The sequence below is a fragment of the Acinetobacter sp. B-6 genome (genome assembly GCF_056930735.1).
In genome coordinates this window covers 92411-117910 of record NZ_JBXPBY010000002.1, presented here as the reverse complement: position 1 = coordinate 117910, position 25500 = coordinate 92411, and the positions used below count along the sequence as shown (strand labels likewise).

Genomic DNA, 25500 nt, shown 5'->3' with positions numbered 1-25500 from the left:
TGAAATGATGAAAACTTAAATTTCTGCTTTAAAAAAGAGCAGAATAATATTGAATTCAACAGCCCCACATGATCGATTTTAAATTAACGCTTTTGAATAAATAGTAAAAATCATTTATATCACAATATTAATTTATCATTATTACTTTTTAAATCATAGCCTAACTTGAAGCAATTTCATTATCTTAGTCCTTCAAATACAGCGATTTTCATGACTTTGCTTTGGTCGAAGTTAAAGAAAGAAAAACTAACTACCATCTATATTCTGACTCAAATGTTCACTTAAATGATTCGATAAATTAAAATAATTAAAACCAGATACTGTATCAATACTAAGGCAATTTGCAGCTTGATTAAGCGAAAACAGCCAGCAAAACGCAGTGTCCAATCTCGACCGACTTTATTTTGCGGAAGAAGTTTCATTTCAAGTAAGCTTTGATCGAATTGCTGAGTAAGATGTTCAATGCTATCAGCTCTAGATTGGATCGCCAGCATTTCAATCAATTCCGCATCAAATTTGACACGGAATGAAAGGTAATGATGAACAGCCATGAGCAATAATGTAATGACAATGAATATCCAAAGCTCTATGGTCTGCCAACCTTTAAATAGGATCGCAAAAATAGATAAAGCAAATGCAACATAGCCAGAAAGTAGCAAACCACCAGTTGCAGATAAAAGCTTGGCAACGATGAAAAATTTCATTTTCATGGCGCCAAGCCTTTTAATTTGAGTTGATAAATTTCAAGCTCTTCAATTTGTGGTGCTTTTAACACCACCCACGGACGTGCCTTGCGGATGATTTCAACGACTTCTTCAACAGTGCTGTCTTGGTTTTGTTGCATTAACCAAGCGCTGAGTAGTGCGCTACTTCTTGAATATCCAAGGGCACAACAGATGAGAATGTTTTGCGATGGCGTGCCATCAATTTTGGTGAGTAAGAGATTGAATTGATTTACCGCATACTCAAGTTGATTGGCTTGCAAAGGAATCAAATCAAGACTTGGGTACTGTTGATATTCAGATCCACTGTTTAAGGGTAATTCTGCAACACAGTCAAATACTGCGGTATATTTTTCGCTGTCTTTTTGAGTGGGGATACGCCCAATAAAGATTTTTCTATGCTCTGAGTCAATGACCAATGAATCTTCAGGATGTTTTTTAGTCCAAATTCGGCTATTGAGCCACGCGAAAATAAGGTACGGTGCAAGTAAAATCTGTGCAGCGACGGTCATTTTTCCATTGGTTTGCTTTTGGAAAAAATGAGGACGTACAAAACTATAGCTATGGGCAACGATAAATAAGCTGACCGCTGGGTAGATTAGCCATAATCCCCAAGGGTTTAACTCATAGGCTAAGATTAGGAAAATTACAGCACCACACAGGTAGTAACTGCCTAGTTTTAAATGTTTTGCCGTTAGCTGTTGTAAGCCATCTTTTCTAAATGGTGATTTAACGGTTATTGGGAATAACCACAAACACAAAGCACCGACTAAAATTCCTGTAGGAAGGTCAATAAAGTGATGTTGCCATGTCGTAAGGATGGACAGTCCGATCAACGCACTCCAAAAGTCCACCAAGTATTTCCATAAACCTTGTACATGTCTACGATAAAAATCCCAAAGAATCACTAAAAGAACAATATGCAAAGAAGGTGCTTGGTTAAAAGGCTTGTCAAAACCCATCAGCACATCAAACCATAGTCCAAAAAAACCATCTAAGGCAGGGCGTTCAAAACTAAATTTTAACGGGAACAATAAAAAGCAACTGATCGAAATCACTTGTGCTAAAAACAATCTGAGCGCCTGTTGTTTCAGTTCAAATTTGTTCCAGCACAGTAACAGAGACAGACCATAAAACAGGTCAATTGACCAGTAAGGGACAATAGTCCAAGGCCAGAGCGGAATATTTTTTTCCCAGTCAAAAACAATACTTGGAACATCCGTTAACCCCGATGCGTATTGATTTGCAAAGCCATAAGTAAGGAAAAAGAAAGGTGCAAGGAGAACCAAGCAAAGCAAGCCCCATTTCCAGGTTCCTGATTCTTTGATGAGATGGTTGATCATAAAATTTTTATTAAATTGATTGTGTTGGAGGTGATTAGAATGATCAGAAACAATTTTTTGGTCATTGATGTATGATTCAGAACTTGCGAGAACATTCATTTGAGTAATCGAATGATTTGATTTTAAAAGTCTATCCTTCGGACGATTATTCTCTTGAGAAAGTATATTTTGAATTTCTAAAGCTAATTCGACTGTATCTGCTTCAATCCAAATCATGGAAAATAAAAAATCATTTCCGATTATTATTTTTTCATTACTAATTGAATATGTTAGCTCGACAAAATCTTCGTAAGGTTCAAAAGGTGGTTCGTAAACGATCTCAACAGAATAAAATCTTTGTAAAATATTTATAATATGTGCTACACACTCACGCCATTCATAGTTATCACCATCTAAGTCCACATCATAATTCAAACGAAATTGATTCTTAGGCCAAAGAGGTAATTTCCTCATATCTTCAAGTGTGTACATATTCTTTAACTCATTTAAGTTAAGTGAGCATCCCTGCACATTCTATTGAATCCTAACTTGATTTGATGGTGTCAAAGTTTCTGTGCGACTGAAACGGTAAATATTCCAAACTCATCAATGCACTGATCGACTTTTTTAAAGCCAGCAGCTTCAACAAGTGCATCCATTTCAGCCTGTGAACGTAAACGCATCACCCATGCATCACCTTGACGATGTGAAGTGAGCGCACGAGCAATAAACTCTTGTTGTGGGTGCCAGATTTGACCTGTATAAATCAAGTAACCATCTTTTAGAACAGCTTTGCTTAACCCATCGAGTGACTGACGCAATAAATCATTATCACTAAATAACTCATATAAACCAGATACCACAGCGAGTGATGGTTTTGGTTTTACCGATGCCAGAGATTGAGTATCAAAAGCATCTGCTTGAACAAATTCTGCAATATCCGTTAAGCCACGTTCAGCAATCATTTTCTGTCCAGCAGCTACATTAATGTCACTATAGTCACGGAGCAGAATTGACTCAGGCTGTTTAGGCAATTGAGCAACCGCATCTAAAATATAGCGCCCATGACCTGATGCAATATCCATAATTCGAAGTGGTTTACGCTTTTTAATCAGAATATCAGCGTACTTTTGCAGTAAAGATTCGATATTTTGTTTGCGTACTCGGATACCACGCCAACCAATTGCATTGAGATATTGACGATCAATAATTTTACCAATCGGGTTGCTACTTTCGGTTTGATTACGATAAACAAAATCTAAAGTACTGCCTGAGTCATAACCCGTATCTTCACCAATTTTTAAACCTTGAGATAAATGACTACCTATTTTTAAGTTCTTTTTGGTGACTTCCCAAAATGCATTTTTGATTGATTTAGCCGGTAATGGTGAGCTGAGATCTTCTGCAATTGCGCAGCTTGGACCAATTTTATCGGCATTTAAAACATCAGGTGCCTGATAAGCAGTCGCAAAACATTGTTGAATAAAGCGACGTATTTTCTCCGTTGCAATATGTCGGTCTTTTTCACCTAATGTATCGTGAAAGAAACCATCTAAAATGTGTAATTCTTTTTTCGGATGCGGAAGCTTTTGATAAAACTCACGTTGTGGTTTTTGGAAAACCACAAAATCTGAGCCTGAGCATAATACTTGTGTTGGTACAAAAATATTTTGTGAGTCAGCAACAATGCGTTTTGAGGCATCATAAAGCCCGAGTAACATTCTTACCGAAATCGCTTTGGCAATCTTCGGGTCAGTATCGTAGCTTTGCGCTCGATCTTCATCATGAGTCAGCATTTTGGCTTTGACATAACTTTGAATAAAGAAGTTGCCACGTAGCTTTGCCATGATCCTTAAACTTGGTTCAGCAAAGGGGACATACAGCTTAATGTCAAATGCTGGCGATGCTAAGCACAAAGCACGAATTTTAGGAGCATAGTCGTGCACCCATGTGGCTGCAAGTACTGCGCCCACACTTTGTGCAACAACTGCAATATTCTCTGGGTCAATGGCATAGTTTTGCTGAATATGCTGAACAAAGTATTGAATATCTTTAACACAAGCAGAAAAGCTTGGGGCATCTCCACGTTCACCTGGAGAGTCGCCATGACCTCGGGCATCCCATGCAAAGAAATCAAAATCTGGAAGATTAAGTTCCTCAACTAAATGTGCCATACGTCCAGAATGTTCATGACCACGATGAAATAAGATAATGGCTTTTTTTGTTTCCGATGGTGCTTGTGTCGCCCAGTGTTGATAGAACAATGCTGTGCCATCGTGACTGGTGAAGGTGTGGTGACTATTGTTATACATAGCAATTTACCCTGAAAGATGAAACTATTTTATGAAGCTGTTTTTAAACTATTTTTAATTCGGTTATAGATTGTTAAAGCCAGTAACACACCCATAAGGCTGAGTATGCCATTACAGATTAAACTGAGTAGTTGTAAATTTGTACTGAGCAGTGGAAAAAATACAATGACCACAGTCATTAAGCCAAACCAAAATGCACGGTCACTTTTTCCCATAGGACCATCATAACGACGTTGTTGACCGATCAGAGGTGCCATGACACCTGTATACTCACTTAAAATAGCAAGGAAAGCCACCAATAACAGTAATTTTGCATGGATAAAAGCAAAAGCAATTAGACAGACATAGAGTGCTGTATCTGCAATAACATCACTTAATTCATTGTAAAAAGCACCTAAATTGGATTGTTGATTAAATTCTCGTGCCAACATGCCATCAATTGCATTAAAAGCCATTCGAATCAGCATCCACAACGGAAACAATAACAACCACCAATTCACAGGATGATTCAAATAATATAAGTATAAAAAAATGCTTAAAGCCAATGAAATAAACATCGCAAAAAGTGTCACTTGATTGGCAGTTACACCTCGCTTAAAAAGCCATTGTACTAAGGGGCGGAGTAAGTTTTGAAAGGCTGGTTTTAATTGATAGATAGATGGCATTGTTCTATTAAAATAAAGTCTTTGTGGTAATTTTAATCAGGTTGTTCAAGATTTTACAAGCGATAATTTTAAGCGACGAATGTTGAAAACGAATTTAAAAATTTTAACAATCGTCCTATAATTTCAATATCTTTTTAATTTCCATATCTTGTTGATCATATGACACCTGCTTGTAAAGTTTTAAAATCAAATAAAATTGAATTTTCTATCCATGAATATGAACATGATGTGAACGCCAAGAGTTTTGGCTTAGAAGCGGCGGAAAAACTAGGCTTAAACGTTGAAGAAGTGTTTAAAACACTAATGGTGACTGATGATAAAAATTATTTTGTCGCTGTTGTTCCAGTGAATCATCAACTGAATTTGAAGAAAGTGGCAAGTGCTTTTGGCTGTAAAAAATTGCATATGGCAGATCCTAAAGATGCTGAGCGTTTAACTGGCTATTTAGTCGGTGGCATTAGTCCTGTTGGTCAGAAAAAACGTTTAAAAACCGTCATAGATGCAAGTGCAGCGTCATTAGTAAAAATTTATGTCAGTGGTGGAAAACGAGGTCTGGATATTGGCGTGAAGCCACAAGATTTGGCACAGGTTTTGGGTGCAAATTTTGTAGATGTTTTGGATATCTAAGCTTTCTTTAGCGAAGAATTAAAAAAATGTTATTCATGAAATTTTTAATTATTTTCTGAAACCTCCTTTTTGAACAAGCAGAATAGCCATCAGTTCAAACTTTCTTCTATCTAAAGGAAAAGCAAGTTTTTTAGGTCGATTTATATTCATCGTTAAAATAGAACTAACATGAATAAATATAAAAAATTACATGATTCTTGTAGCTTGATGTGCTGCTAATATTTTTTTTGATTTATGATGAATCAATGACAAATTGATAAAATTAAAGATGAATAATTTTTTACTAGAGATTATTTTCATAAAGGAATAGATAAAGTGATCATGACTAGTCATCAGATTTTTAAATTTCCTATTTTTGCTGGTCTTATTATTTTTTTAGCAATTACCAATGTTTATGCAGAAGGCAATTGTCCATCAGGATATTATCCAATCGGTGGGCAAGGTGTTCAAGGTTGCGCGCCGATTCCTAACGGAGGTAGTGGAAATTATAATCAAAATCCAACATTGTATCCTATGGCTGAAAACTTATGGGGAGCGATTGCAGAAGAAAAAGGCAGAGAATTAAAGGGACGTTCAGTTGGTTTCTCAAAAAACCATACATCGAAAGATGCAGCACAAGCTGATGCATTAACAGCATGTCAGCAACATGCTGTACAGAAGTGTGAGGTATCCCATACTTATAAAAATGGTTGTGTTGCGGTGGCTGATCCAATCAATGGCGGTCAAAAATCTGAAATTAAATATAATGTTTCAGAGGATAAGGCGAAAGAAGCTGCACTAATGTTTTGTTCTTTAGCTAACCAACAATCCTGCCGTATTATTTATTCTGGATGCAGCTTGTAAATGATATCGCTAAGATTAAACAAAACGATAGATGAAGTTATAGGATTTTGTGAATTCAGGTTTTCTTTAAATTTTAATCAATCATATCTTTTTCTAAATGGTCCATATTTTTATATCATCATTTCCGTGAAAGATAGTTCAGATAATATTAATCATTAACTGTATGATTTCCAAATCAAAATACAAGGTCAATCTTATGAAAAATAAAATAACAGTTTTGGTTTTTTTTACGGTAATTTTGTCCTTACAGTCCGCTTATGCATATAACTTCATCAATCGACTCATTATGGGGAAAAATGGTATGGTCGTAGATAAAGATGAATTCTTTACTCCGAGAATTCAGCCCGAATGGATTGTACCTGTCAGCCCTCAATTTAGTCCTGAGGATGCTGAATATGTTCACCAAACAGCGAAACAAACAAATTATTTTGTGGAGCTTGAATTTTGGGTCAATGAGAAAGGTGATGTTATTGATGCTCAAATCTTGAATGCCAATCTAGCTGATTTTAAAACTGAAGAAATATTGAGTGCCGCAAAAAAAGCCAAGATGGCTTATAATTTTAAACCCAATACACATTTTCCATTTCGATTCATTTCTTCTTTCTACTTTTTAAATTAATTTGTGATATTGAACAAGAAACTATACAAATAATGCAATTTGATGAAAATTTTCATGAAATCTCTCAATCCTAAATGAGAATATTATCATTTATTACAATTGAAAATTTTAAGATATTAATGATCGAAAAAAATACGATGTATGATAAAAATTCATAAAATCATCAAGTTAACTATCCTAATACATGAAAAATACAAAATTGCATTCTTAAATGAGAATTATTAACATTAAGATCGATTTGTGCTGAGCATGACAGCATGATCCAAGAAAAAACATAAATTAAATTTAGAACTTTTTAGTGCAGTAAAAAGTCTTGTACAGAGGATATGGTCAGATGAAAGAGCTTGCCAGCCGTTTGGCGATGCAGCACCTAATCAATGCATACTCACAAGAAACAGGCAGTGGAATTTTACTTGAAAAATATCAACAAAATTCTACTCAACTCACGTTTAGCCAAGGCTTGACGTTGTTAATAATTCCTTTGGAATCAATTCAGTCTCAATTATTTGTTCCATTGTCATATAGTAGTTTTGTTGGCAGACACAGAATTGCCAGACTTCCACAAGTCTTCACTAAAGGACAAATACAACAGTTTAGCGCAATTGCGATGGTCAGCTTGCTGTTAGAAGAGTTGGTACAAAATGCTTCACAAACACTGGATTGCGCATCACTGGTCGAAAAGTGGATTCAAAGTCGAGATGCATTGCTTCAGTTTTTAACACATCGACAGCCTGATTTTGATCGTTTAATTCAGGCAAAACAGGACTTCATTCAATCAGAACAAGCATTAATTCTTGGACATAGTATGCATCCTGCGCCAAAAAGTAGGTTGGGATTTATCCATGAAGACTGGTTGAAATTTTCTCCTGAACATCAAGGTAAAACTCAGTTGTATTACTGGTTGGTTGCACCAGAATATGTCGCTGAGAGTAATGCTTCGTGTGCAGAGGATATCACTTCACAACTTAGGCAAGAGATACATTGGTATTTAAATGAAGCTGAAATCACTTTGCTAAATACCTATTCAAATTATAAGTTATTGCCTTTGCATCCTTGGCAAGCACGATATTTACAAAGTAAAGACTGGTATAAAGAATTAAAAGCTAAACATAAGTTAATCGATTTTGGCGAAAAAGCTTGGCAATTTTCAGCAACCACTTCAGTAAGAACCTTAGCAAGTTATGCTGCGCCGTGGATGGTTAAGCCTTCATTATCGGTGATGATCACCAACTCAATTCGAATTAATTTAGCCAAAGAATGTCATCGTGGTGAAATGACGCATCGTTTATGGCATGGGCAGATGGGGCAGTCAATTGTTCAACATTGTCCTACACTCAAAGCAGTGAACGATCCCGCTTGGACTGCTCTAAGGCTTGATGGCAACATTGTCGATGAAACCATTTGTATTTTTAGAGATCAACCTTTTGATAAAAAGCAGCAGGTTACCTGTATTGCATCCTTGTGTCAGGATCATCCTGAAAAGGATTTAAATCGTTTTGATCATTTATTTGAAGACATTGCCCAAGCTGAACCACAGCACAATATTGAACAAATCGCATTGAATTGGTTTAAGCAATTCTTGGAAATCAGTTTAGTGCCGATGATGTATCTCTATCATCGTTACGGCATGGCATTTGAATCCCATCAACAGAATGTCTTGGTTGAGTTAGAAAATGCCTATCCTAAAAATTTATGGTTAAGGGATAATCAAGGTTTTTACTATATCGAAGAATATGCTACTGAAATATTAAAAGAGTTTCCTGAACTTGATGAAAAAGCACATGCTGTTGGCCCTAAGTCTTTTGTAGATGAAAGATTTAGCTACTATTTCTTTGGCAATACTATTTTCGGCATTATTAATGCAATTGGCGCGACTGGCAGTATTTCAGAGCAAAGACTCATACATGTCTTGCAGGATAAGTTATCTGATTTGCTGCAACAGTATCCTGAAAGCACTTTATTACATGCTTTGTTATATCAGCCTACGTTGCCGTATAAAGGTAACTTGCTGACGCGTTTATATGAATTAGATGAGTTGATTGCACCTGTTGAACAGCAATCAGTTTATGTTCAATTGCCGAATCCTTTGTGTCTTAAACAGAAGGATGCGATCTATGCTTGATTTTATTGCTGTTGGTTTAGGTCCATTTAATTTAAGTTTAGCCAGTCTGTTACACAAAAAATCTGATTTGCAATATCTCTTTTTTGAAAAAAAGGAACAGTTTGATTGGCATGCAGGTATGCAGTTGCCGAATACCTTATTGCAAGTTCCATTTATGGCAGATTTGGTCTCTATGGTAGATCCAACCAGTCCGTTTAGTTTTCTCAATTATTTAAAAGATCAGCAAAGGTTATATAAGTTTTATTTTCTTGAGCAGCCACATATTCCGCGTAAGGAATATAACCATTATTGTCAATGGGTTGCTGATCAGCTTGAATGTATTCAGTATCTGTCTACAGTGACGGATATCATCCCGAAAAGCTATGGTTTTGAAGTGTCTGTGCACCAAGATGGTATTCAGCAACGCTACAATTGTCGAAATCTTGTATTGGGTGCTGGGAATGTTCCTTATGTACCACAATGTGTGCGTAAGTTTATGCAAGCGTATCCTGAACGTTGCAAGCATTCAGCAGACTATCTGAAACATTCAACGCAAGATTTGCAAGGCAATGTGGTAGTTTTAGGCTCGGGTCAGTCAGCAGCTGAAATCTTTTTAGATTTATTTGATCGACAGTATCAATTTGATCAAGTGTCTAAACCACAGTTTAACTTAAACTGGTTAACACGTGCCAATGGCTTTTTCCCGATGGAATATACGCCTTTAGGATTGGAACACTTTAGTCCAGATTATATTCAGCATTTTTATAAATTTGATGATTTAAATAAGGATGTGCAGTTAGCGAAGCAAGCCTATCTTTATAAAGGTATTAGTGCTCAGACCATTCGAGAAATTTATAAAAAGTTTTACCATCGAAATATTGCCAATCAACAACTTGCGACACATTTGCATAGCCAATCGAATTTAATTGATGCTGCGCTGACAGATAAAGGGAAAATCAAACTGATTTTTCAGGATCGTGTCAGCTTAAATCAGTTCAGTATTGACAGTGATTATGTTGTCTGCGCGACAGGCTATATAAGTCCAGAGTTTGAATTTCTCAAGCATGTTAAACCACATATTCAAACCAATGCACAGGGACATTGGGATATTACAGTTGATTATCGTACTGCATATACAGGTATTGGCGAAATCTATGTACAAAATATGGAAATGCATAGTCATGGTGTAGGTACACCAGACTTGGGCTTGGGTGCATATCGTGCGGCAACGATTGCTAATCAGCTATTGGGTTATGCCTTATATGACCTACCTGAACAGTCGCAATGTTTCCAGCACTTTGATCCTTTGCAAAATCCACAAGTACAAGCGATTCAGAAAAATCCAGCAGTACAGTCATATAGACCGTCTAATGAAATTGAGCATTCGGCAAAAAATCTGAAAATGACATCAGCAACTTTGTCGCAAAGTTCTCAGCATAAACAAAACCCACAAAGATATTCAAATATTGAGAAAAGCATATGAGTTTTGCACAGTTACAAATTAATCAAAAGCAGTGGCGGAGTGCAGGACAACGCCTGATCGAAATGGCAATTGCTGAATTTTTATATGAGGAAATTATTCAGGCTGAAAACTTAGGCGGTGATTTATTTCAGTTGACGCTGGATGACCGCCGTTATCAGTTTAATGCCAAACAATATTTGTTAGGACATTGGTTGATTGAAGAAGGCTCAGTACGTGATTTGAATGCAGATTCCACCCAAGCGGCTTGGAATCTGCATCAATTTATTGCAGCATTTTCTAATCAAGCCGAAGTAAAGCCCTTTACCAAAGCTTATTTGATCAAAGAAATGAATAATACGTGGTTGGCAGAAGCGCATGTCTTTGATGAAAATCGCTTAAATAGTACAGCGGTACTCACTGAATCACACCATAAGATTGAAGGGATGTTACGTGGACACCCATGGCTTATTATGAGCAAGGGGCGTATGGGATTTGGTTATGACGACTACCTCAGTGCTGCACCCGAAGTCTCACCTAAAGTCAAATTACTCTGGCTAGCTGTACATCGTGATTTGGCTGAATTTCGTTCAACACCTGAATGGCAAGCAGGTGACCTTTATCTGTATGAGTTTGATGCTGAGGAACTGAATAAATTTCGTGAAACAATGCAAAGCCATGCTTTGAATGCAGAGGATTATTATTTAATCCCTGTACATGCTTGGCAATGGCACCAATGGATTGTACCGACTTACAGCAACGAAATTGTCCATCAGCGGATTGTAGAGCTTGATATCGGTCAAGATGATTATGTACCAATGCAATCTATTCGGACATTATGCAACACATCAAACACACAACGTCATTACATTAAACTACCAGTAAGTATTTTTAATACAGCAGTTTATCGAGGATTACCATCAAAACGAAATTTAGCTGCGCCAGCTGTGACGGCTTGGCTAAAAAATTTACTCAAACAAGATGCAGATTTACAAAAATCTGGCGTGGTTTTTCTAGGTGAAGTTGCGACGCTAACCATTCAGCAGCCTTGTTATGACCAAATCGAAGGTGCACCTTATCAATTCAAGGAGTTATTTGGCTGTTTGTGGCGTGAAAGTATCGATCCTTATGTCGCAGATCATCAGCAAGTACTCTCCCAAGCTGCGTTATTACATCGTGATATTCAAGGCAGATCTGTTCTAGATGTGCTTGTTCAAGCATCAGGTCTAACACCTTTGGCATGGTTAAAACAATTCGCAACAGTCAGTTTAAAACCCTTACTGATCTGCTTGTATAAATATGGTCTTGCATTTTCTCCACATGGTGAAAATACCATGCTAATTCACGAAAATGGTGTACCCAAAGCCATGGTACTGAAAGACTTTATTGATGATATTAATCTGGTAGATGAAGACTTCCCTGAGCTTTCAGAACTTCCAGAAGAAGGAAAAATTTTACTTCGCCATTCGGCTTTGGAGCTCAGTCACTTTATTTTTACAGGTTTGTTCATGGTGCATTACCGTTATATCAGTAATGTATTCCTACAAGATTTTCCAACACATAACGAAGTGGAGTTTTGGCAAACAATTTCGGATGTGATTGCTGAATTTCATCAACAACACCCTGAGCTTTCAGCACGTATTGAAAAATTTGCAATGTTTAGAAGCCAATATGACAAGATCTGCTTAAATCGGGTGCGTTTATTTACCACCAGTTATAACGATGAAGCCGAGCGTCCTGTTCCTGTCTTTTTAGATTTAATTGCCAATCCTGTCAGTCCAACCACATTACAACAGTGGGCAGATCAACAATCGCAACGACAGCATTTAACACAAAAGCATTCAGCAAGTCTGTCTGTATAGCATTGAAAATGAATCTTAAATATTGAATTAATGAATTTTATCAAGGTGACATTAATGAAAACACTATCAAGCCAATTACCTGATTTTTATGAATACTATGAGAATGGTACACAATTTTATCTGCGCCAAGTGAAATATCCTGATGATATGGCACTGTTACATAAGTGGATGCATGAACCGCATGTAATTCCACAGTGGCAATTGAATAAGTCTGAAGTTGAACTCAAAGTATATTTTGAAAAACAATTGGCTGACGACCACCATCGTTTGTTAATTGTTGGTGTAGACGGGCAAGATGTAGGTTATACCGAAATTTATGAAGGAAAACGTGATAGATTGGGGCGTTATTATTCGGGACATGAATTAGATTTAGGTTGGCATCTACTTTTTGGTGAAAAATCAGCATTTGGTAAAGGTTATTTAAGAGCGGTCATGCGTTTATTAAGCTTTTATATTTTTGAAAATGCAGCATCTCTGAAAATCGTGGGTGAACCTGACTCTAAAGTCAAACCTTATGCAGCAGTGGTCGAAGACATGTGCTATGAAGCTCAGGGTATAATTCCAATGCCTGAAAAAGATGCCATGCTGTATTATTGTTTTAAAGAGACCTTTTATCAAAAATTTGGTGATTTTCTTACGCAGTCCCAGCAATATCTTGCGCAAAAGAAATTTCCCAACCAAACAGAGCGAGTTGAACCCTCCATATGAGTTACCAGTCTACACATATTCAAATTATGGATATGACGTTTTCAAAAGATGTATCAATTGCTGAATTTGAGCAGTGGCTCGCAGAAGTTGAAAACTTTTTGCATCATCAACAAAATTTTGCACTGGTGATGCAAAGTCTAGATGGTACGACTTTCCCAGAGGAATATCGCCAAGTTCAAGCCGCTTGGTATAAAAAAAATAAAGTCAAATTTTTTAAATATTGTGTGGGATTGGTGCGGATTGCGCTTGATGATGCAGATCAACAACGCCTGAATTCACCAGCTTTACATGTGGCTTGGCGTGTTCCTTATTACGTCACGTTGGATCGTTGTGATGCACTGCAGTGGGCGGTGCAGAGGTGGATATGCAGAACATAGATAATTCAAAAAATACATCAATGACACAGCAGATTTCAATATTAAGCTTGAGTGTTGTGATTGTTCTGTATTTAGCACATGCTTTGCCTTTGTATTTTTACAATGTGGCACTGCCTGCAATTTTAAGGCATCAAGGGGTTGATTTACGCTGGATTGGAATGTTGTCACTGTTATATATTCCATGGGCGTTTAAGTTTTTTTGGGCGCCGTTGATTGATCGAATATATGTTAAAAAATTAGGAAAACGAAAAACCTGGTTGCTGTTTACGCAAATTGCTTTGGTACTGGGCGTATTGGCACTGGCATTTACCCAGTTTTCATATGGTTTGGCTGTGTTTGTCGTGATTGGACTATGGATTTCAACATTTGCAGCAACGCAAGATATTGCCATAGACGGCTATACTGTTGAAGCTTTCTCTGAACAAGATTATCGTTTTGGCAGTATGGCGCAGAGTATTGGTGTTGCCATCGGGAGTATGATTGGTGGTGCGGCGACATTGTGGCTCTATCAATATCATGGTTGGCAAACAGCATTAACGTGTTTAGCGGTGATGACAGCTTTAACCATGCTGGCTGTGTTTCAAATCAAAGAAAAACCCAAAGAACAACATATTGCGCAAAATCCTCCAAGCCTGATTCGCGCATTTAAACGACCAGAAATTCGTTGGGCTTTATTATTAATTGTCTGCTATCGCTTTGTCGAAGCACCTGCAATGGCAATGCTTAACCCAATGCTCATTGATCAACACTGGTCACTGTCACAGATTGGAGTATTGATGTCTGTAGTGGGTGCAGGTGTGGGGTTGTTAGCTGCGGTTTCAGCAGCACTCTTATTGAAAAAAATAAAGGCAACACAGTTACTGGTTTGGGCGGGCTGGCTACGAACTTTAATCTACGGATTATTGGGACTTGCTATTTTGCTCGGTTGGTTAAACCAGTGGCATTTATTATTGGGAATTTTTGTCATTGCGTTTCTTGCAATTCGTTATATTGCAATGACTTCGCTTTATGCATACTTCATGCAAAATAGCTCAAAAGAACAAGCAGGAACTGATTTTACAATTCTGGTGTGTTTTGAATTGTTGGTCTATTTCATTGGTGGGGCAGGCTCAGGTTTTCTGGCCAAATCATTAGGTTATGGCAATTTTTATATTGTACTGGCCGTAGCATCTGTAGTGAGTGTAATTTTATCACATCTCATTATTTCAAAATCGCAAATAAATCCAAAATCAAAGATTATGGAAGGATAACTCATGAGAAAAAAATCAATACATATACAACTGACCTGTTTAAGTTTAGCTGTATGTACTCAACTTTATGCGCAAGAGCCTGCGAATAATAATGACAATACCGTATCAGAAGTGAAAAGCTTGGCACCCATCGTTGTAACTGCCACACGCTCTGCAAAAAGTATTTCCGAAATCGCTGGAACAGTGTATAGCATTAATCATGCTGAAATCGAAAAACAGGCAAATGCGGGTAAAAGCACTGCAGATATTTTAGGCTTGTTGGTACCGTCTTTAACGCCGAATACGGGTACAACATCAAACTATGGTATGACGATGCGTGGGCGTGTGGTCCAATACATGATTGATGGTGTACCTCAAACAGGTTATCGCGATGGTTCACGACAACTCAATAGCATTAGCCCATCTATGATTGAGCGAATTGAGGTAGTTTCTGGCGCAAGTAGTATTTATGGCTCTGGCGCAACAGGTGGAATCATCAATATCATTACAAAAAATGGTGGCGAAGAACCTTTAAGTTTTGAAACTAAAGTCGGTGTCACGTCTGGCAACAACTTTAAAAGTGATGCAATGGCTTATGAAGCATCACAAAGCATTTCATTCAATCAAGACGCTCTAAAAGGAACACTCGGTATTGGCTATGCTAAACGTGGTGAAATCCAAGACAGTCATGGCGATCGAGTCGGACCTGAAGTTGCGCAGACGGATCGTCAAGATACTGAAACCATCGATGTGAATGGACGTTTGACTTGGAAAATTGCCGATGGTCAAAGTCTCAGTTTTGGTGGTCAATATTATAACGATGAACAAGACAGTGATTATGGACCAGACTATGGTCCAGGACTTGCGGTCTTATTTGGTGCACAACCGAGCCAAAAAGCCGTTAAAGGATTACAGCTCGATGATCAGCCAAGAACCAAACGCTATAGTTTTAATACCCAATACCAAAATGATGACTTCTTTACGCAGATTTTAAATGCTGAAGCCTATTATCGTAATGAACAAGCCCGTTGGTATCCAGCAGCGAATCCAATTGCTCATACTGCATTACCAACGCCAGGTAGCACTTATTTAGTCTATCAATCTGATACAGATATTGATGTTTGGGGCGCTCGACTTGCTTTACAAAAAGATTTTAATTTACAAGGTCGTAAGTTAGGTCTGACCTATGGGATAGATTATGAAAATGAGCAAGACCGTCAGGATATGCAACGTTATGATTTAGCCACATTTATGGGAAGTAATGGTTTATCCTTTAAACCGCTTAAGCGCTATCAATTCGGTCCAGATGTAGAAACCAGTAAGCTCGGTTTTTTTGCGCAAAGCCAATTGGATATTACCGACCGTATTGATTTACAAGCGGGCATAAGATATGAGCGCGTTGAAAGTGATGTTGATTCGTCAACACCTTACACAGAAGCAGTCGTCGCTGATATAGTGCCAACTTATCAAGCAAAAACCTTAAATGGTGGAACGGTTAAACATGATGCAACTTTATTTAATATTGGGGCTGTCTATCATCTGACCGATGCACAACAAGTTTTTGCCAATTTCTCACAAGGTTCAAATTTACCAGACATACAACGTATGCTGCGTGATGTACCTGCAAACTTTGTAGTAAGTAGTCAAACGATTGATCCAATTAAAGTTAATAACTATGAATTGGGTTGGAGAATTCAAGGTGCCAAAGGTTTAAATGCAGGTATTACTGCGTTTTATAATGATTCAGACAAGAGTCTGAAATTTGGACCACCGAATTATGCTATAGAGGTTATTGACACGGATGAACGTGTGTATGGTGCAGAAGCGAATCTCTCTTATCCAATTTCATCGAATTGGACTGTCGGTGGAACAGCAGCATATACCACTGGGCAATATAAGAATACTCAAGGTAAATGGCAAGAATTGGATGCTATACGGATAGCACCGTTAAAAGGAACGGTTTATTCAGATTGGCAGTTTGATGATGGCATTGGTGTGCGAGTACAAGCCTTAGCCATAGGTGGGACAGACAAAGCGCGTCAAGATGCGATCGACAGTGGCTCAACTCGTCCACCCGCTGAGATTAAGGGATTTACAACGATGGATGTGATTACTAATGCCAAAGTTGGACCTGGGACACTTGGATTTGGTGTGTATAATGTCTGGAATACAGATTATAAATCAGTATATAGCCAAGCTGTTTCAACTGTTTATGGTGCAATCTCAAGCTTACCAGCACAAGGTCGTACCTATGGTCTAAGCTATAGCGTGAAATATTAATTAAACCTTTAGCCTCTTTTGCCAATCAATCACGTAAAAGAGGCTTTTTAATTTGATCAATATGGAAATGCGTCTCAATTGCATAATGTATTTGATTATCTGCTCACTTGATATTTGAATAAGGTCTAAATGAATAAAAACAATACGATTTTATTAGCTGCAAGTCTAGCAAATGGAATGAGTTTTTCCATGATTTTGCCTTTGCTTGCACCCTTGATTCGGCAGCTTAAAATGTCAGAACTTCAAGCAGGCTTATTGATTTCTGCAAGTGCTTTGTTGATGAGTTTAACGGCAATCTGGATCTCAAAAAAAACTCAATTACAAAATCAATATTATTTACTCAGTTTAGGTTTTATTGGTATGACCATCACATGGGGACTGTTCTCAGGTGTACTCAGTTATGGATTGCATTATAGTGTACCAGCAGGGCTGTTATTTGCTTTACTGTTATTAAGTCGCAGCAGTACAGGTATTTTTATGGCAATGCCGCAGATTGCTTTACAAAGTTATGTGATGACACGCTATGAAGAAGAAAAACAACGTAGCCAAATGATGGCAAAGTTTGGTGCATTCAACAGTTTAGGATTAATTTTAGGACCATTTCTAACGACATTATTGATCGTTTATGGGATCTTAATTCCCATGTGGTTGGCTGTGGTGATTCTCGCAATCTTAAGTATATTGATCGTAAGCTTTTACCAAAAAAATAATCAAAATTCAGTCGAATTTCCAGAAAATTTGCATCAAAACCATACGGATTTAGCCAATCAACCACTGGATATTGATGAGCAGTATCAAACAAAGAATCAAAATAAACATACGTTAAACAAAGCTTTTATCTGGCTAATCTTAGGATTCAGTTTGTACATCGCCATTGTTACCCTGAATTTAACGGCTGGCTTTTATATCCAAGATAAATTTAAGTTCAGTATTGAACAAAGTGCATTGTATTTTTCGCAATGTTCATTAATTGTTGGTATTGCATTGGTTGCTATGCAAGTGGCAATTTCAAAATGGTTAAAATGGTCATTGCAAACCTTATTGGTGGCTGGATTATCGGCAATGTTGATAGGGTTGTTGATGTCGACATATACCCAAGAGATCATCATCTTTCAGCTCGCTTATATTTTTTATGGGATTGCCGTGGCGTGTTTAATGCCTGCATTTACCACAGGTGCATCACAGTCGGTCTCTATCCATGATCAAACGAAAATAGCAGCCTTATGTACAATGGTGCAAGCGCTCAGCTTAGTGGTTGCACCTTTGTTGAGTACAGCACTGTATCAATTCAACATAATTTTTCCATATTATTTATTGATTGGTATTTTTGCCGTATTTTATGTTTATTTCATTGTTTTTAAATGGAATAGAGAAAAATAATATCGATAAAGTCATATCAGTGTCATATTATTGGACTAGTTTCTTCGGCATTTAGTCCAATATGACACTTTGCTGATGAAAAATTTAAAATTTAAACATTCTTTATTTATATGTTTGAGCTCTGGTTTATTTCTTACTGCCTGTAATGATGATACGGATAATAGGAACTCAACTACAACGGCACCACAGACAACTACATCTTTATATTTGCAGACCAAACAACCTTATTTACCGCAACAGAAATTAAGCACTTATGAAGCTCAACCTGCTGGCTATCAGGCAGTTTTTACTGAACTTGTTGCACGACATGGCTCACGTGGTTTATCGAGTATTAAATATGATCTAGCACTTTACAACATGTGGCTAAAAGCCAAACAAGAAAATGCTTTAACGCCATTGGGCGAAAAACTTGGTGCTGATCTAGAAGCAATGATGAAAGCCAATATTCTATTGGGTTATGGTGTAGAAGGCATCCGCCAATATGGTTATGGCAATGAATCATCGATCGGGATTAAAGAACATCGTGGAATTGCAGATCGACTGTTGCAGCGTTTACCTGACTTATTTAATCAAGCCAGTCAGCAGGGCAAAACCATTCAAATCGTAAGTTCGGGCGTAGATCGCGCCGTAGACAGTGCAAAATTCTTTAGCAATGAATTGTTAAAACAGCAACCGAATTTAAAGAGTTCGATTACACCTGCGAGTTATCAAAGTTTAAACAGTGGATCTGTACCGAGTATCGCAGATGGTGGTGTAAGTCGCTTTAACTTATATTTTCACAGTTTGAATGCACAGGATGATCTTGCCAACATCAAAACGGATTTAGAAAAGCAAGTCTATGATGCAAGCCTGAAATACCAAGAGTATGAAGAAAATGATTTAAGTTTAAAACAAAAGCTTAAAGAATTAAGCGCAGACAATAATGCACAAAAAATCGCAACAGCGGTGTTAACACCTATTTTTAAAGCAACGTTTATTCAAAAACTGGGGCAAGCTGGCTATACCTTTAGTAATACAGGATCGTTTACTGTCACCAGTCCTCAAGGTGAACAAATTACTGAAAAAGGCAAAGGTAAAAATACCATTACAAGTGCAGTAGATGCGGCGGCGTATTTATATGAGTTATATTCTATTACCGGTGGAATGCAAGATGAACTAGGCGCTACAGATTTTAGCAAATATATGCCAATCGATGCTGCCAAGTTTTATGCACAATATAACGATGCCAATGATTTCTATAGTAAAGGACCGAGTTTTGATGCGGGCAAAGCCATCACAACTGAAATTGCGCAGTCGCTCAAGCAAGATTTATTTAAACAAGTAGATGATGTGATCAATAAGCGTCAAAAGAATATTGCTGTACTTCGTTTTGCCCACGCTGAAATCATTATTCCTTTAGCCACCAGTTTGGAACTGAAAGGCATGATGCAATCTGTGCCTTTTTCACAGACTTTTAGTTACAACAACAGCACATGGCGTGGTGAAGATATCTCCCCAATGGCTGCAAATGTACAGTGGGATATTTATCAAAATTCACAAGGTCAAACTTTGTTGAAAATGTTGTATAACGAAAAAGAGATCAGTTTTAAACAAGAATGTGATTATGCGCGTTATAAAACCAAGAGTTATTATTATGATTATTTAAAGCTTAAGCAATGCTATAATATTTAATAGTTTGCTATTTTAATGTGTGGGAGATATACGTCTCCCTTTTATTTATTTTCTATAGGTCAAGTGTGAAGTTTCATCAACATATTATTCAAGCTGCGATCTTTGACATGGATGGCACTTTACTGGATACAGAACGGCTTAGATTTAAAGCTTTACAACAAGCCTCTTTAGACATTATGCAGCTTGAATTCTCACTGGATTATTTAATGCAATGCTTAGGGCTTAATGAGTCAAGCTCTGAACTTTTAGCACAGCAATTTTATGGCGCAAATATTCCTTATCAGCAGATTCGCAAACGTGCAGCTCAAATTGAATTGGCGATGATTGAGTCAAATGGCGTGCCATTAAAAGAGGGTGTACTCGAAACATTGAAGTATTTCTATTCACGTCAGATTCCCATGGCAGTCGCTACATCAAGTGCGCGGGAGATTGCGGAGAAATACCTTCAAATCGCCAATATTGAGCATTATTTTAAATTTTTAGTGTGTGGTGATGAGGTATTACAAGGAAAACCTCATCCAGAAATTTTTAAAACTGCGTGTGAAAAATTCAATTTAGCACCAAAAAACTGCTTTATGATTGAAGATTCAGAAAATGGGCTTCGTTCAGCACATGATGCAAGTGGTGTAGCTATTTTGATTCGAGATATTAAAGCGCCAAATCAGTGCATGTTGGACATGGCAGATGATTATTTTGAGTCAATGAAAGATTTTAAAAGTAAGCTTGAACAATTAAATTGAATAAAATTCTCTTTTGATTGAACAACACTCATGCAATTTAGCAATTAAATCAGTGGATTCCATGCTTTAATAGAGTCATTCAAACGAATGTGAATTTTAACATGTTTTTACATTCCCAAAGTACCACTGTAGCAACACAAGCATATGATTATCCTGAGTGGCACAAAGGGAGGGAAAACTACGCTTTATGGTACATTGAAATTAAGCATCCAGCCTTAGGGGCTTATCTAAATCAATTGAGACAAAAGTTTTCAAATTTTTTATTTCATCCCAACACACGACAATTTCATATCACGATACATATTTGTGGGTTTTTAACAGATTTATCTCCACAATTCGATGATGATTTCCAATTCAAACAATTACAACAGCACCTGCAAGATTTAAAGAAAAGTAATCTTCAACCTTTTAAACTCAAGACGGGTAAGATAAACAGTTTTAGCAGTGCACTTTTTGTTGATATTCATGATGATCAAAATAGCCTAAGCAATATTAAAAAAATTTTATCATACTCAACCCAAGAAATAGCACCTACACAATATTGTCCACATATTACTCTAGGGCTTTATAAAGCAGAGTTTCCATCACAACAAATTTTAGAAGAAATTGAAATGACACAGCAACAACAGTTTGAAATCACGATAGATCAACTGCATTTTGGTTTTTATAAAGCAAACGATCTACAAGGCAAATTATTTGATTTAGAATACTATTCATTTAACTCAAATACTAAAAAAGTATCTTTGGAGCAGAATCCATGCTGCAACTAATTTTAGGGGGCGCACGTTCTGGAAAAAGTAAACTTGCAGAACAGATTGCAAAAGATTCAGATTTAAAAGTGATCTATATTGCGACTGCCCAAGCTTGGGATCAGGAAATGCAAGTACGCATAGCTCACCATCAGTCGCAACGCCCAATTGAATGGGAATTGATTGAAGAAACACATTATCTCGCGGATATATTGGAAAAAAATGATCAAAAAGGGCATTTGATTCTAGTCGATTGTTTAACTTTGTGGATGAGTAATTTGTTAATACATGATGATCAAAATCTACAGATTCAGGAATGTCAAAAACTACTGCAAATCCTGCCTAAATTAGAGTCTCAAGTGATCTTGGTGAGTAATGAAACTGGACTTGGTGTTGTTCCTATGGGAGAAATCACCCGTAAATTCGTTGACGAGTCTGGGCGCTTGCATCAGCAGTTGGGGCAAATTGCTGATAAAGTTGTATTTTGTGTTGCTGGTTTTCCAATAGTTTTAAAAAACGAAGCTCTATGATTTCTAGTGGTCGAAATCATAGATCGAATTGATATTTATATGTTTAAAAATGATTGAAACGGAGAAAAACAATGAGTTGGTGGTTAGAAACATGCAAAGTTCCAAGTGCAGAGATGAAACAACAGGCTGAAGAACGTCAATCGCAATTGACCAAGCCGACGGGTTCACTTGCTGCTCTAGAAAATGTCGCTGTGCAATTGGCAAGTCTACAAAATAATCCTAAACCACAGCTTGAACATCCTTGGATTACAATATTTGCTGGTGATCATGGGGTAATGGCAGAAAATGTGTCTGCCTATCCGCAAGCGGTAACACGACAAATGCTGCAAAATTTTGCAACTGGCGGTGCATGTATCAGTGTGATTGCCAAAGAATATGCAGCAACATTGCAAGTGATTGATTGTGGTACGGTCGGAGACGCTTACGAATATCAAGGTGTTGAACGTCACTGTATTGCGCCAGGAACAGCAAACTTTGCAAAACAAGTGGCGATGACGGAAGAACAATGTGCTCAAGCTATGGATTTAGGACGTAAAAGTGTTGAAAAAGCCTTTGCCAATCATGCTTCGATTTATATTGCTGGAGAAATGGGAATAGGAAATACCTGTGCTGCTTCAGCCGTTGCAAGCTTTTTATTAAATGAACCAGCAGAGCAATTAACAGGTGTAGGTACAGGGATTCGAGAAGAGCAATTGATACATAAGAAAAATATAATTAAAAATGCTGTTGAAATGCATAAAAATTATGTTAAAAGTGATGTATTTAAGGCACTTTGTGCAGTCGGTGGCTTAGAAATTGCAGCAATGACGGGTGCATATATTCGTTGTGCTCAAGTCGGTTTAGCTGTGATTGTGGATGGATTTATCAGTTCTGTTGCAGCTTTGGTAGCAGTTCAGTTGAATCCTGCAGTTCGTCAGTGGATGTTGTTTGGACACCAATCTGCTGAATATGGTCACTTGCGTATATTACAAGAACTCAATGCTGATCCATTATTAAAATTGAATTTGCGTTTGGGGGAAGGAAGTGGAGCAGGAGCCTCACTAGGGGTCATTAAACTCGCATGTAGCTTACATAACAATATGGCAACATTTGCTGAAGCTGCTGTGATTGGTGAAAAAGTTTAAAATATTCAAAACAAGAGCAGATAAATGAAACTGAGGGTTGATCTATTACGTCACGGCGAAACCACGCTAAGTCATACTTTGCGCGGCTCGACTGATGACGATTTAACAGAATTGGGCTGGCAGCAAATGCACCAGAGCATATTCTTAGATCAAAACTCAGTTCAAACACAGTGGGATTATGTGTTCAGCTCTCCTTTAAAACGCTGTGCACAATTTGCTCAGTCTTTTTCACAACAAGTCAGGATTCCGTTGATGCAGGATCAACGGCTTCAAGAAATACATTTTGGGGACTGGGAGGGTATTTCTGTTCAACAGATTTATACAGATTCTCCTGAGCTTTTGGCAAATTTTTGGCAGTACCCAACTCGTTTTACCCCACCCAATGCTGAAAAATATTTAGATTTTCAATCTCGAATCAATCAGGCATTGTATTCGATTCAACAACATATGCTGGCATCAAACAGTCAAACTGCTTTAGTGGTCACACATGGCGGTGTGATTAAGTTATTAAAATGTATGGCGCTGCAACAATCTTTAGATGATATTTTAAAAATGACTGCTGATTTAGGGCAATTAAATCGCTTTATTTTAGACAGTGAAACCATGCAACTAGAACTTTTGGAGGATGGTAGATGACTCCATTTTTTATTGCATTGCAGTTTCTAACGATTGTTCCTGTTCATTTAAGAAAAATGCCTTCACCGCGGCAGAATGGCTGTTCATTATTATTCTATCCAGTGGTTGGTTTATTAATTGGCTTAGTACTTTATGCAGTAGCCAGCCTATTGCATGTTTTACCTGTTGTTTTATTAAGCACTTTTATTCTGGTGATCTGGATTTGGTTAACAGGTGGACTTCATCTGGATGGTTTGGCAGATACTGCCGATGCATGGGTAGGTGGTTTTGGTGACAAAGAAAATACCCTTAGAATAATGAAAGACCCTGCCTGTGGACCAATTGGCGTATTAAGTCTGATCATTGTTTGTATCATTAAATGGTCTGCATTGTATGTTTTACTTCAAGAACAGCTCTACACTGCTTTGGTGTTATTTCCAGTTTTTGGACGTTTAACGCCACTTTTTTTATTTCTGACCACAGAATATGTTCGTGAAAGAGGTTTAGGTTCTACCATTGCACAATACATCCCTAAAACATGGTCGATCATCATTTTTAGTATCAGTCTATTGGCTGTCGGATACTTTGTTTGGGTTGGATTAGCGACAGCAATCATTTTTATTTTAACGCTCATTTATCTCAGACATAAATTTATTCAAAGAATTGATGGCATTACAGGGGATACGATTGGTGCGAGTATAGAGATTGCAGAAACTGTTTGTTTGCTTAGTTTTGTGATTTTGGGTTTTTATCTTTAATTATTCTTGATCTTTCTTAGTGTGGGAATATTAATCAAGACATTTTTTGATTTAGTGATTTCAAAGCCACAGCTATATTTGATATCTATTGATACCAATGCATTGATTGCGTGATAAGAATACATATGGTTAGTGCCAGAATGCTTATTTCAAGATCGTTCATTGCGCTGTTTAAGCTGGATTGTGTCGATGATTCTTTTCGATTCATCTGAGCACACAATCCATTTTTTACATAATTAAATACGTTTTAATTTGACCCAAAATTACCACATTAAATCATCTGGAATGACGTAAGCTGCATATGGATCTTCTTCATCTGTGACCTGTTCATTCTTTTCAGAATTATTGACAATAATAAAGCCAGTCATTTTCTCATTGATACGATCTGCTAAAGCTTTAGGTAAAATGGCATAAGCATCATGATCATGTGCAATCACTAAGCTACCTGCAACCAGAGCATTGTAGACTTGTTGATTAAGATAAATTTTCTTAATTGAACCATCAATAAACTGATAGGTAACATCACCATCTGTATCTTTGATTTTATGTTGCTTGATCATTTGGATGATTGATGCTTTCAATGCTTTTTCATCTAAAATTCTTTGTTTTTCTTGATTCAGTGCCTGGTCTTTAGAGACTTTTTCTTGTTTGTCTTGTTCAATTTTTGCTTTGAGTTCAGCCTCATTACTTTGACCAGTACGCTGTTCATGTTGTGCTTGCTTAGAAAGCTTCTTTGCTTTTTTATTATCAACTAAGCCAGCTTTGAGTAATTGCGCTTGTAATGCGTTTTTAACCATAATAATAACC

General features: G+C 37.3%; 23 protein-coding genes. 18 read left to right on the top strand and 5 right to left on the bottom strand.

From position 1 onward, the window contains the following. Window positions 1–281: 281 nt before the first annotated feature. The 4 genes from AC1Z3T_RS03305 to AC1Z3T_RS03290 form a co-directional block, all read right to left on the bottom strand. Entirely contained in the window at window positions 282–710 is a 429-nt protein-coding gene (locus AC1Z3T_RS03305) for a hypothetical protein (RefSeq protein WP_005031764.1), read from the bottom strand. Then, window positions 707–2062 carry a phosphatase PAP2/dual specificity phosphatase family protein gene (locus tag AC1Z3T_RS03300; RefSeq protein ID WP_085944243.1) on the bottom strand — a complete coding sequence of 452 codons (1356 nt, stop codon included), beginning with the start codon at window positions 2060–2062 and terminating at the stop codon, window positions 707–709. Before AC1Z3T_RS03300 ends, AC1Z3T_RS03305 begins: the two co-directional genes overlap by 4 nt. A gap of 545 nt (window positions 2063–2607) precedes the next feature. Then, entirely contained in the window at window positions 2608–4356 is a 1749-nt protein-coding gene (locus AC1Z3T_RS03295; RefSeq protein ID WP_100885306.1) for a bifunctional alpha/beta hydrolase/class I SAM-dependent methyltransferase, read from the bottom strand. A gap of 29 nt (window positions 4357–4385) precedes the next feature. Continuing rightward, window positions 4386–5021, bottom strand: a complete 636-nt coding sequence (locus AC1Z3T_RS03290; protein WP_004830612.1) for a CDP-alcohol phosphatidyltransferase family protein — start codon at window positions 5019–5021, stop codon at window positions 4386–4388. 159 nt (window positions 5022–5180) lie between these two features. Here AC1Z3T_RS03290 and ybaK point away from each other — a divergent pair, with 159 nt between their 5' ends. The 18 genes from ybaK (at window position 5181) to AC1Z3T_RS03200 (ending at window position 24693) form a co-directional block, all read left to right on the top strand. Further along, window positions 5181–5648 carry a Cys-tRNA(Pro) deacylase gene (gene ybaK, locus AC1Z3T_RS03285; protein WP_004830613.1) on the top strand — a complete coding sequence of 156 codons (468 nt, stop codon included), beginning with the start codon at window positions 5181–5183 and terminating at the stop codon, window positions 5646–5648. Between the two features lie 321 nt (window positions 5649–5969). Further along, window positions 5970–6491, top strand: coding sequence for a DUF4189 domain-containing protein (locus tag AC1Z3T_RS03280; protein ID WP_373867682.1), 522 nt, complete (start codon window positions 5970–5972; stop codon window positions 6489–6491). 196 nt (window positions 6492–6687) lie between these two features. After that, on the top strand, window positions 6688–7110 hold the full coding sequence (locus tag AC1Z3T_RS03275) for an energy transducer TonB family protein (protein ID WP_100885305.1): 423 nt from the start codon (window positions 6688–6690) through the stop codon (window positions 7108–7110). Window positions 7111–7444: 334 nt separating this feature from the next. Then, a complete protein-coding gene (locus AC1Z3T_RS03270) occupies window positions 7445–9232 on the top strand; it encodes an IucA/IucC family protein (RefSeq protein ID WP_151713178.1) in 1788 nt (595 codons plus the stop codon). Then, window positions 9225–10694 (top strand): lysine N(6)-hydroxylase/L-ornithine N(5)-oxygenase family protein, encoded by a 1470-nt coding sequence (locus tag AC1Z3T_RS03265; RefSeq protein ID WP_100885303.1) that lies wholly within the window; start codon window positions 9225–9227, stop codon window positions 10692–10694. The genes AC1Z3T_RS03270 and AC1Z3T_RS03265 overlap by 8 nt, the downstream gene beginning before the upstream one ends. Then, the gene (locus tag AC1Z3T_RS03260; RefSeq protein WP_100885302.1) at window positions 10691–12532 is read left to right on the top strand and encodes an IucA/IucC family protein; all 1842 of its coding nucleotides are present in this window, start codon (window positions 10691–10693) and stop codon (window positions 12530–12532) included. Before AC1Z3T_RS03265 ends, AC1Z3T_RS03260 begins: the two co-directional genes overlap by 4 nt. A 54-nt stretch (window positions 12533–12586) precedes the next feature. Continuing rightward, window positions 12587–13240, top strand: a complete 654-nt coding sequence (locus AC1Z3T_RS03255) for a GNAT family N-acetyltransferase (RefSeq protein ID WP_100885301.1) — start codon at window positions 12587–12589, stop codon at window positions 13238–13240. Next, window positions 13237–13617, top strand: a complete 381-nt coding sequence (locus AC1Z3T_RS03250; RefSeq protein ID WP_004830621.1) for a hypothetical protein — start codon at window positions 13237–13239, stop codon at window positions 13615–13617. Before AC1Z3T_RS03255 ends, AC1Z3T_RS03250 begins: the two co-directional genes overlap by 4 nt. Beyond that, window positions 13605–14867 (top strand): MFS transporter, encoded by a 1263-nt coding sequence (locus AC1Z3T_RS03245; RefSeq protein WP_004830622.1) that lies wholly within the window; start codon window positions 13605–13607, stop codon window positions 14865–14867. Before AC1Z3T_RS03250 ends, AC1Z3T_RS03245 begins: the two co-directional genes overlap by 13 nt. A gap of 3 nt (window positions 14868–14870) precedes the next feature. Next, window positions 14871–17126 (top strand): TonB-dependent receptor, encoded by a 2256-nt coding sequence (locus AC1Z3T_RS03240; protein WP_100885300.1) that lies wholly within the window; start codon window positions 14871–14873, stop codon window positions 17124–17126. 129 nt (window positions 17127–17255) lie between these two features. Next, window positions 17256–18506, top strand: coding sequence for an MFS transporter (locus AC1Z3T_RS03235; RefSeq protein WP_100885299.1), 1251 nt, complete (start codon window positions 17256–17258; stop codon window positions 18504–18506). A 75-nt stretch (window positions 18507–18581) separates the two neighbouring features. Continuing rightward, entirely contained in the window at window positions 18582–20177 is a 1596-nt protein-coding gene (locus AC1Z3T_RS03230; RefSeq protein WP_100885298.1) for a histidine-type phosphatase, read from the top strand. A gap of 65 nt (window positions 20178–20242) precedes the next feature. Continuing rightward, on the top strand, window positions 20243–20917 hold the full coding sequence (locus AC1Z3T_RS03225) for an HAD family hydrolase (protein WP_100885297.1): 675 nt from the start codon (window positions 20243–20245) through the stop codon (window positions 20915–20917). 101 nt (window positions 20918–21018) lie between these two features. Next, a complete protein-coding gene (locus tag AC1Z3T_RS03220) occupies window positions 21019–21687 on the top strand; it encodes a 2'-5' RNA ligase family protein (protein WP_100885296.1) in 669 nt (222 codons plus the stop codon). Then, complete coding sequence (gene cobU, locus AC1Z3T_RS03215) at window positions 21675–22196, top strand: bifunctional adenosylcobinamide kinase/adenosylcobinamide-phosphate guanylyltransferase (protein WP_100885295.1); 522 nt, start codon at window positions 21675–21677, stop codon at window positions 22194–22196. Before AC1Z3T_RS03220 ends, cobU begins: the two co-directional genes overlap by 13 nt. A 71-nt stretch (window positions 22197–22267) precedes the next feature. After that, window positions 22268–23320 carry a nicotinate-nucleotide--dimethylbenzimidazole phosphoribosyltransferase gene (gene cobT / locus AC1Z3T_RS03210; RefSeq protein WP_100885294.1) on the top strand — a complete coding sequence of 351 codons (1053 nt, stop codon included), beginning with the start codon at window positions 22268–22270 and terminating at the stop codon, window positions 23318–23320. A 24-nt stretch (window positions 23321–23344) separates the two neighbouring features. Then, window positions 23345–23956, top strand: coding sequence for a histidine phosphatase family protein (locus AC1Z3T_RS03205; protein ID WP_004830631.1), 612 nt, complete (start codon window positions 23345–23347; stop codon window positions 23954–23956). Then, complete coding sequence (locus tag AC1Z3T_RS03200) at window positions 23953–24693, top strand: adenosylcobinamide-GDP ribazoletransferase (protein ID WP_100885293.1); 741 nt, start codon at window positions 23953–23955, stop codon at window positions 24691–24693. Before AC1Z3T_RS03205 ends, AC1Z3T_RS03200 begins: the two co-directional genes overlap by 4 nt. Window positions 24694–24956: 263 nt before the next feature. Here AC1Z3T_RS03200 and AC1Z3T_RS03195 read toward each other — a convergent pair whose 3' ends face one another. After that, window positions 24957–25490 (bottom strand): DUF2058 domain-containing protein, encoded by a 534-nt coding sequence (locus AC1Z3T_RS03195; RefSeq protein WP_004830633.1) that lies wholly within the window; start codon window positions 25488–25490, stop codon window positions 24957–24959. Between the last annotated feature and the right edge of the window lie 10 nt (window positions 25491–25500).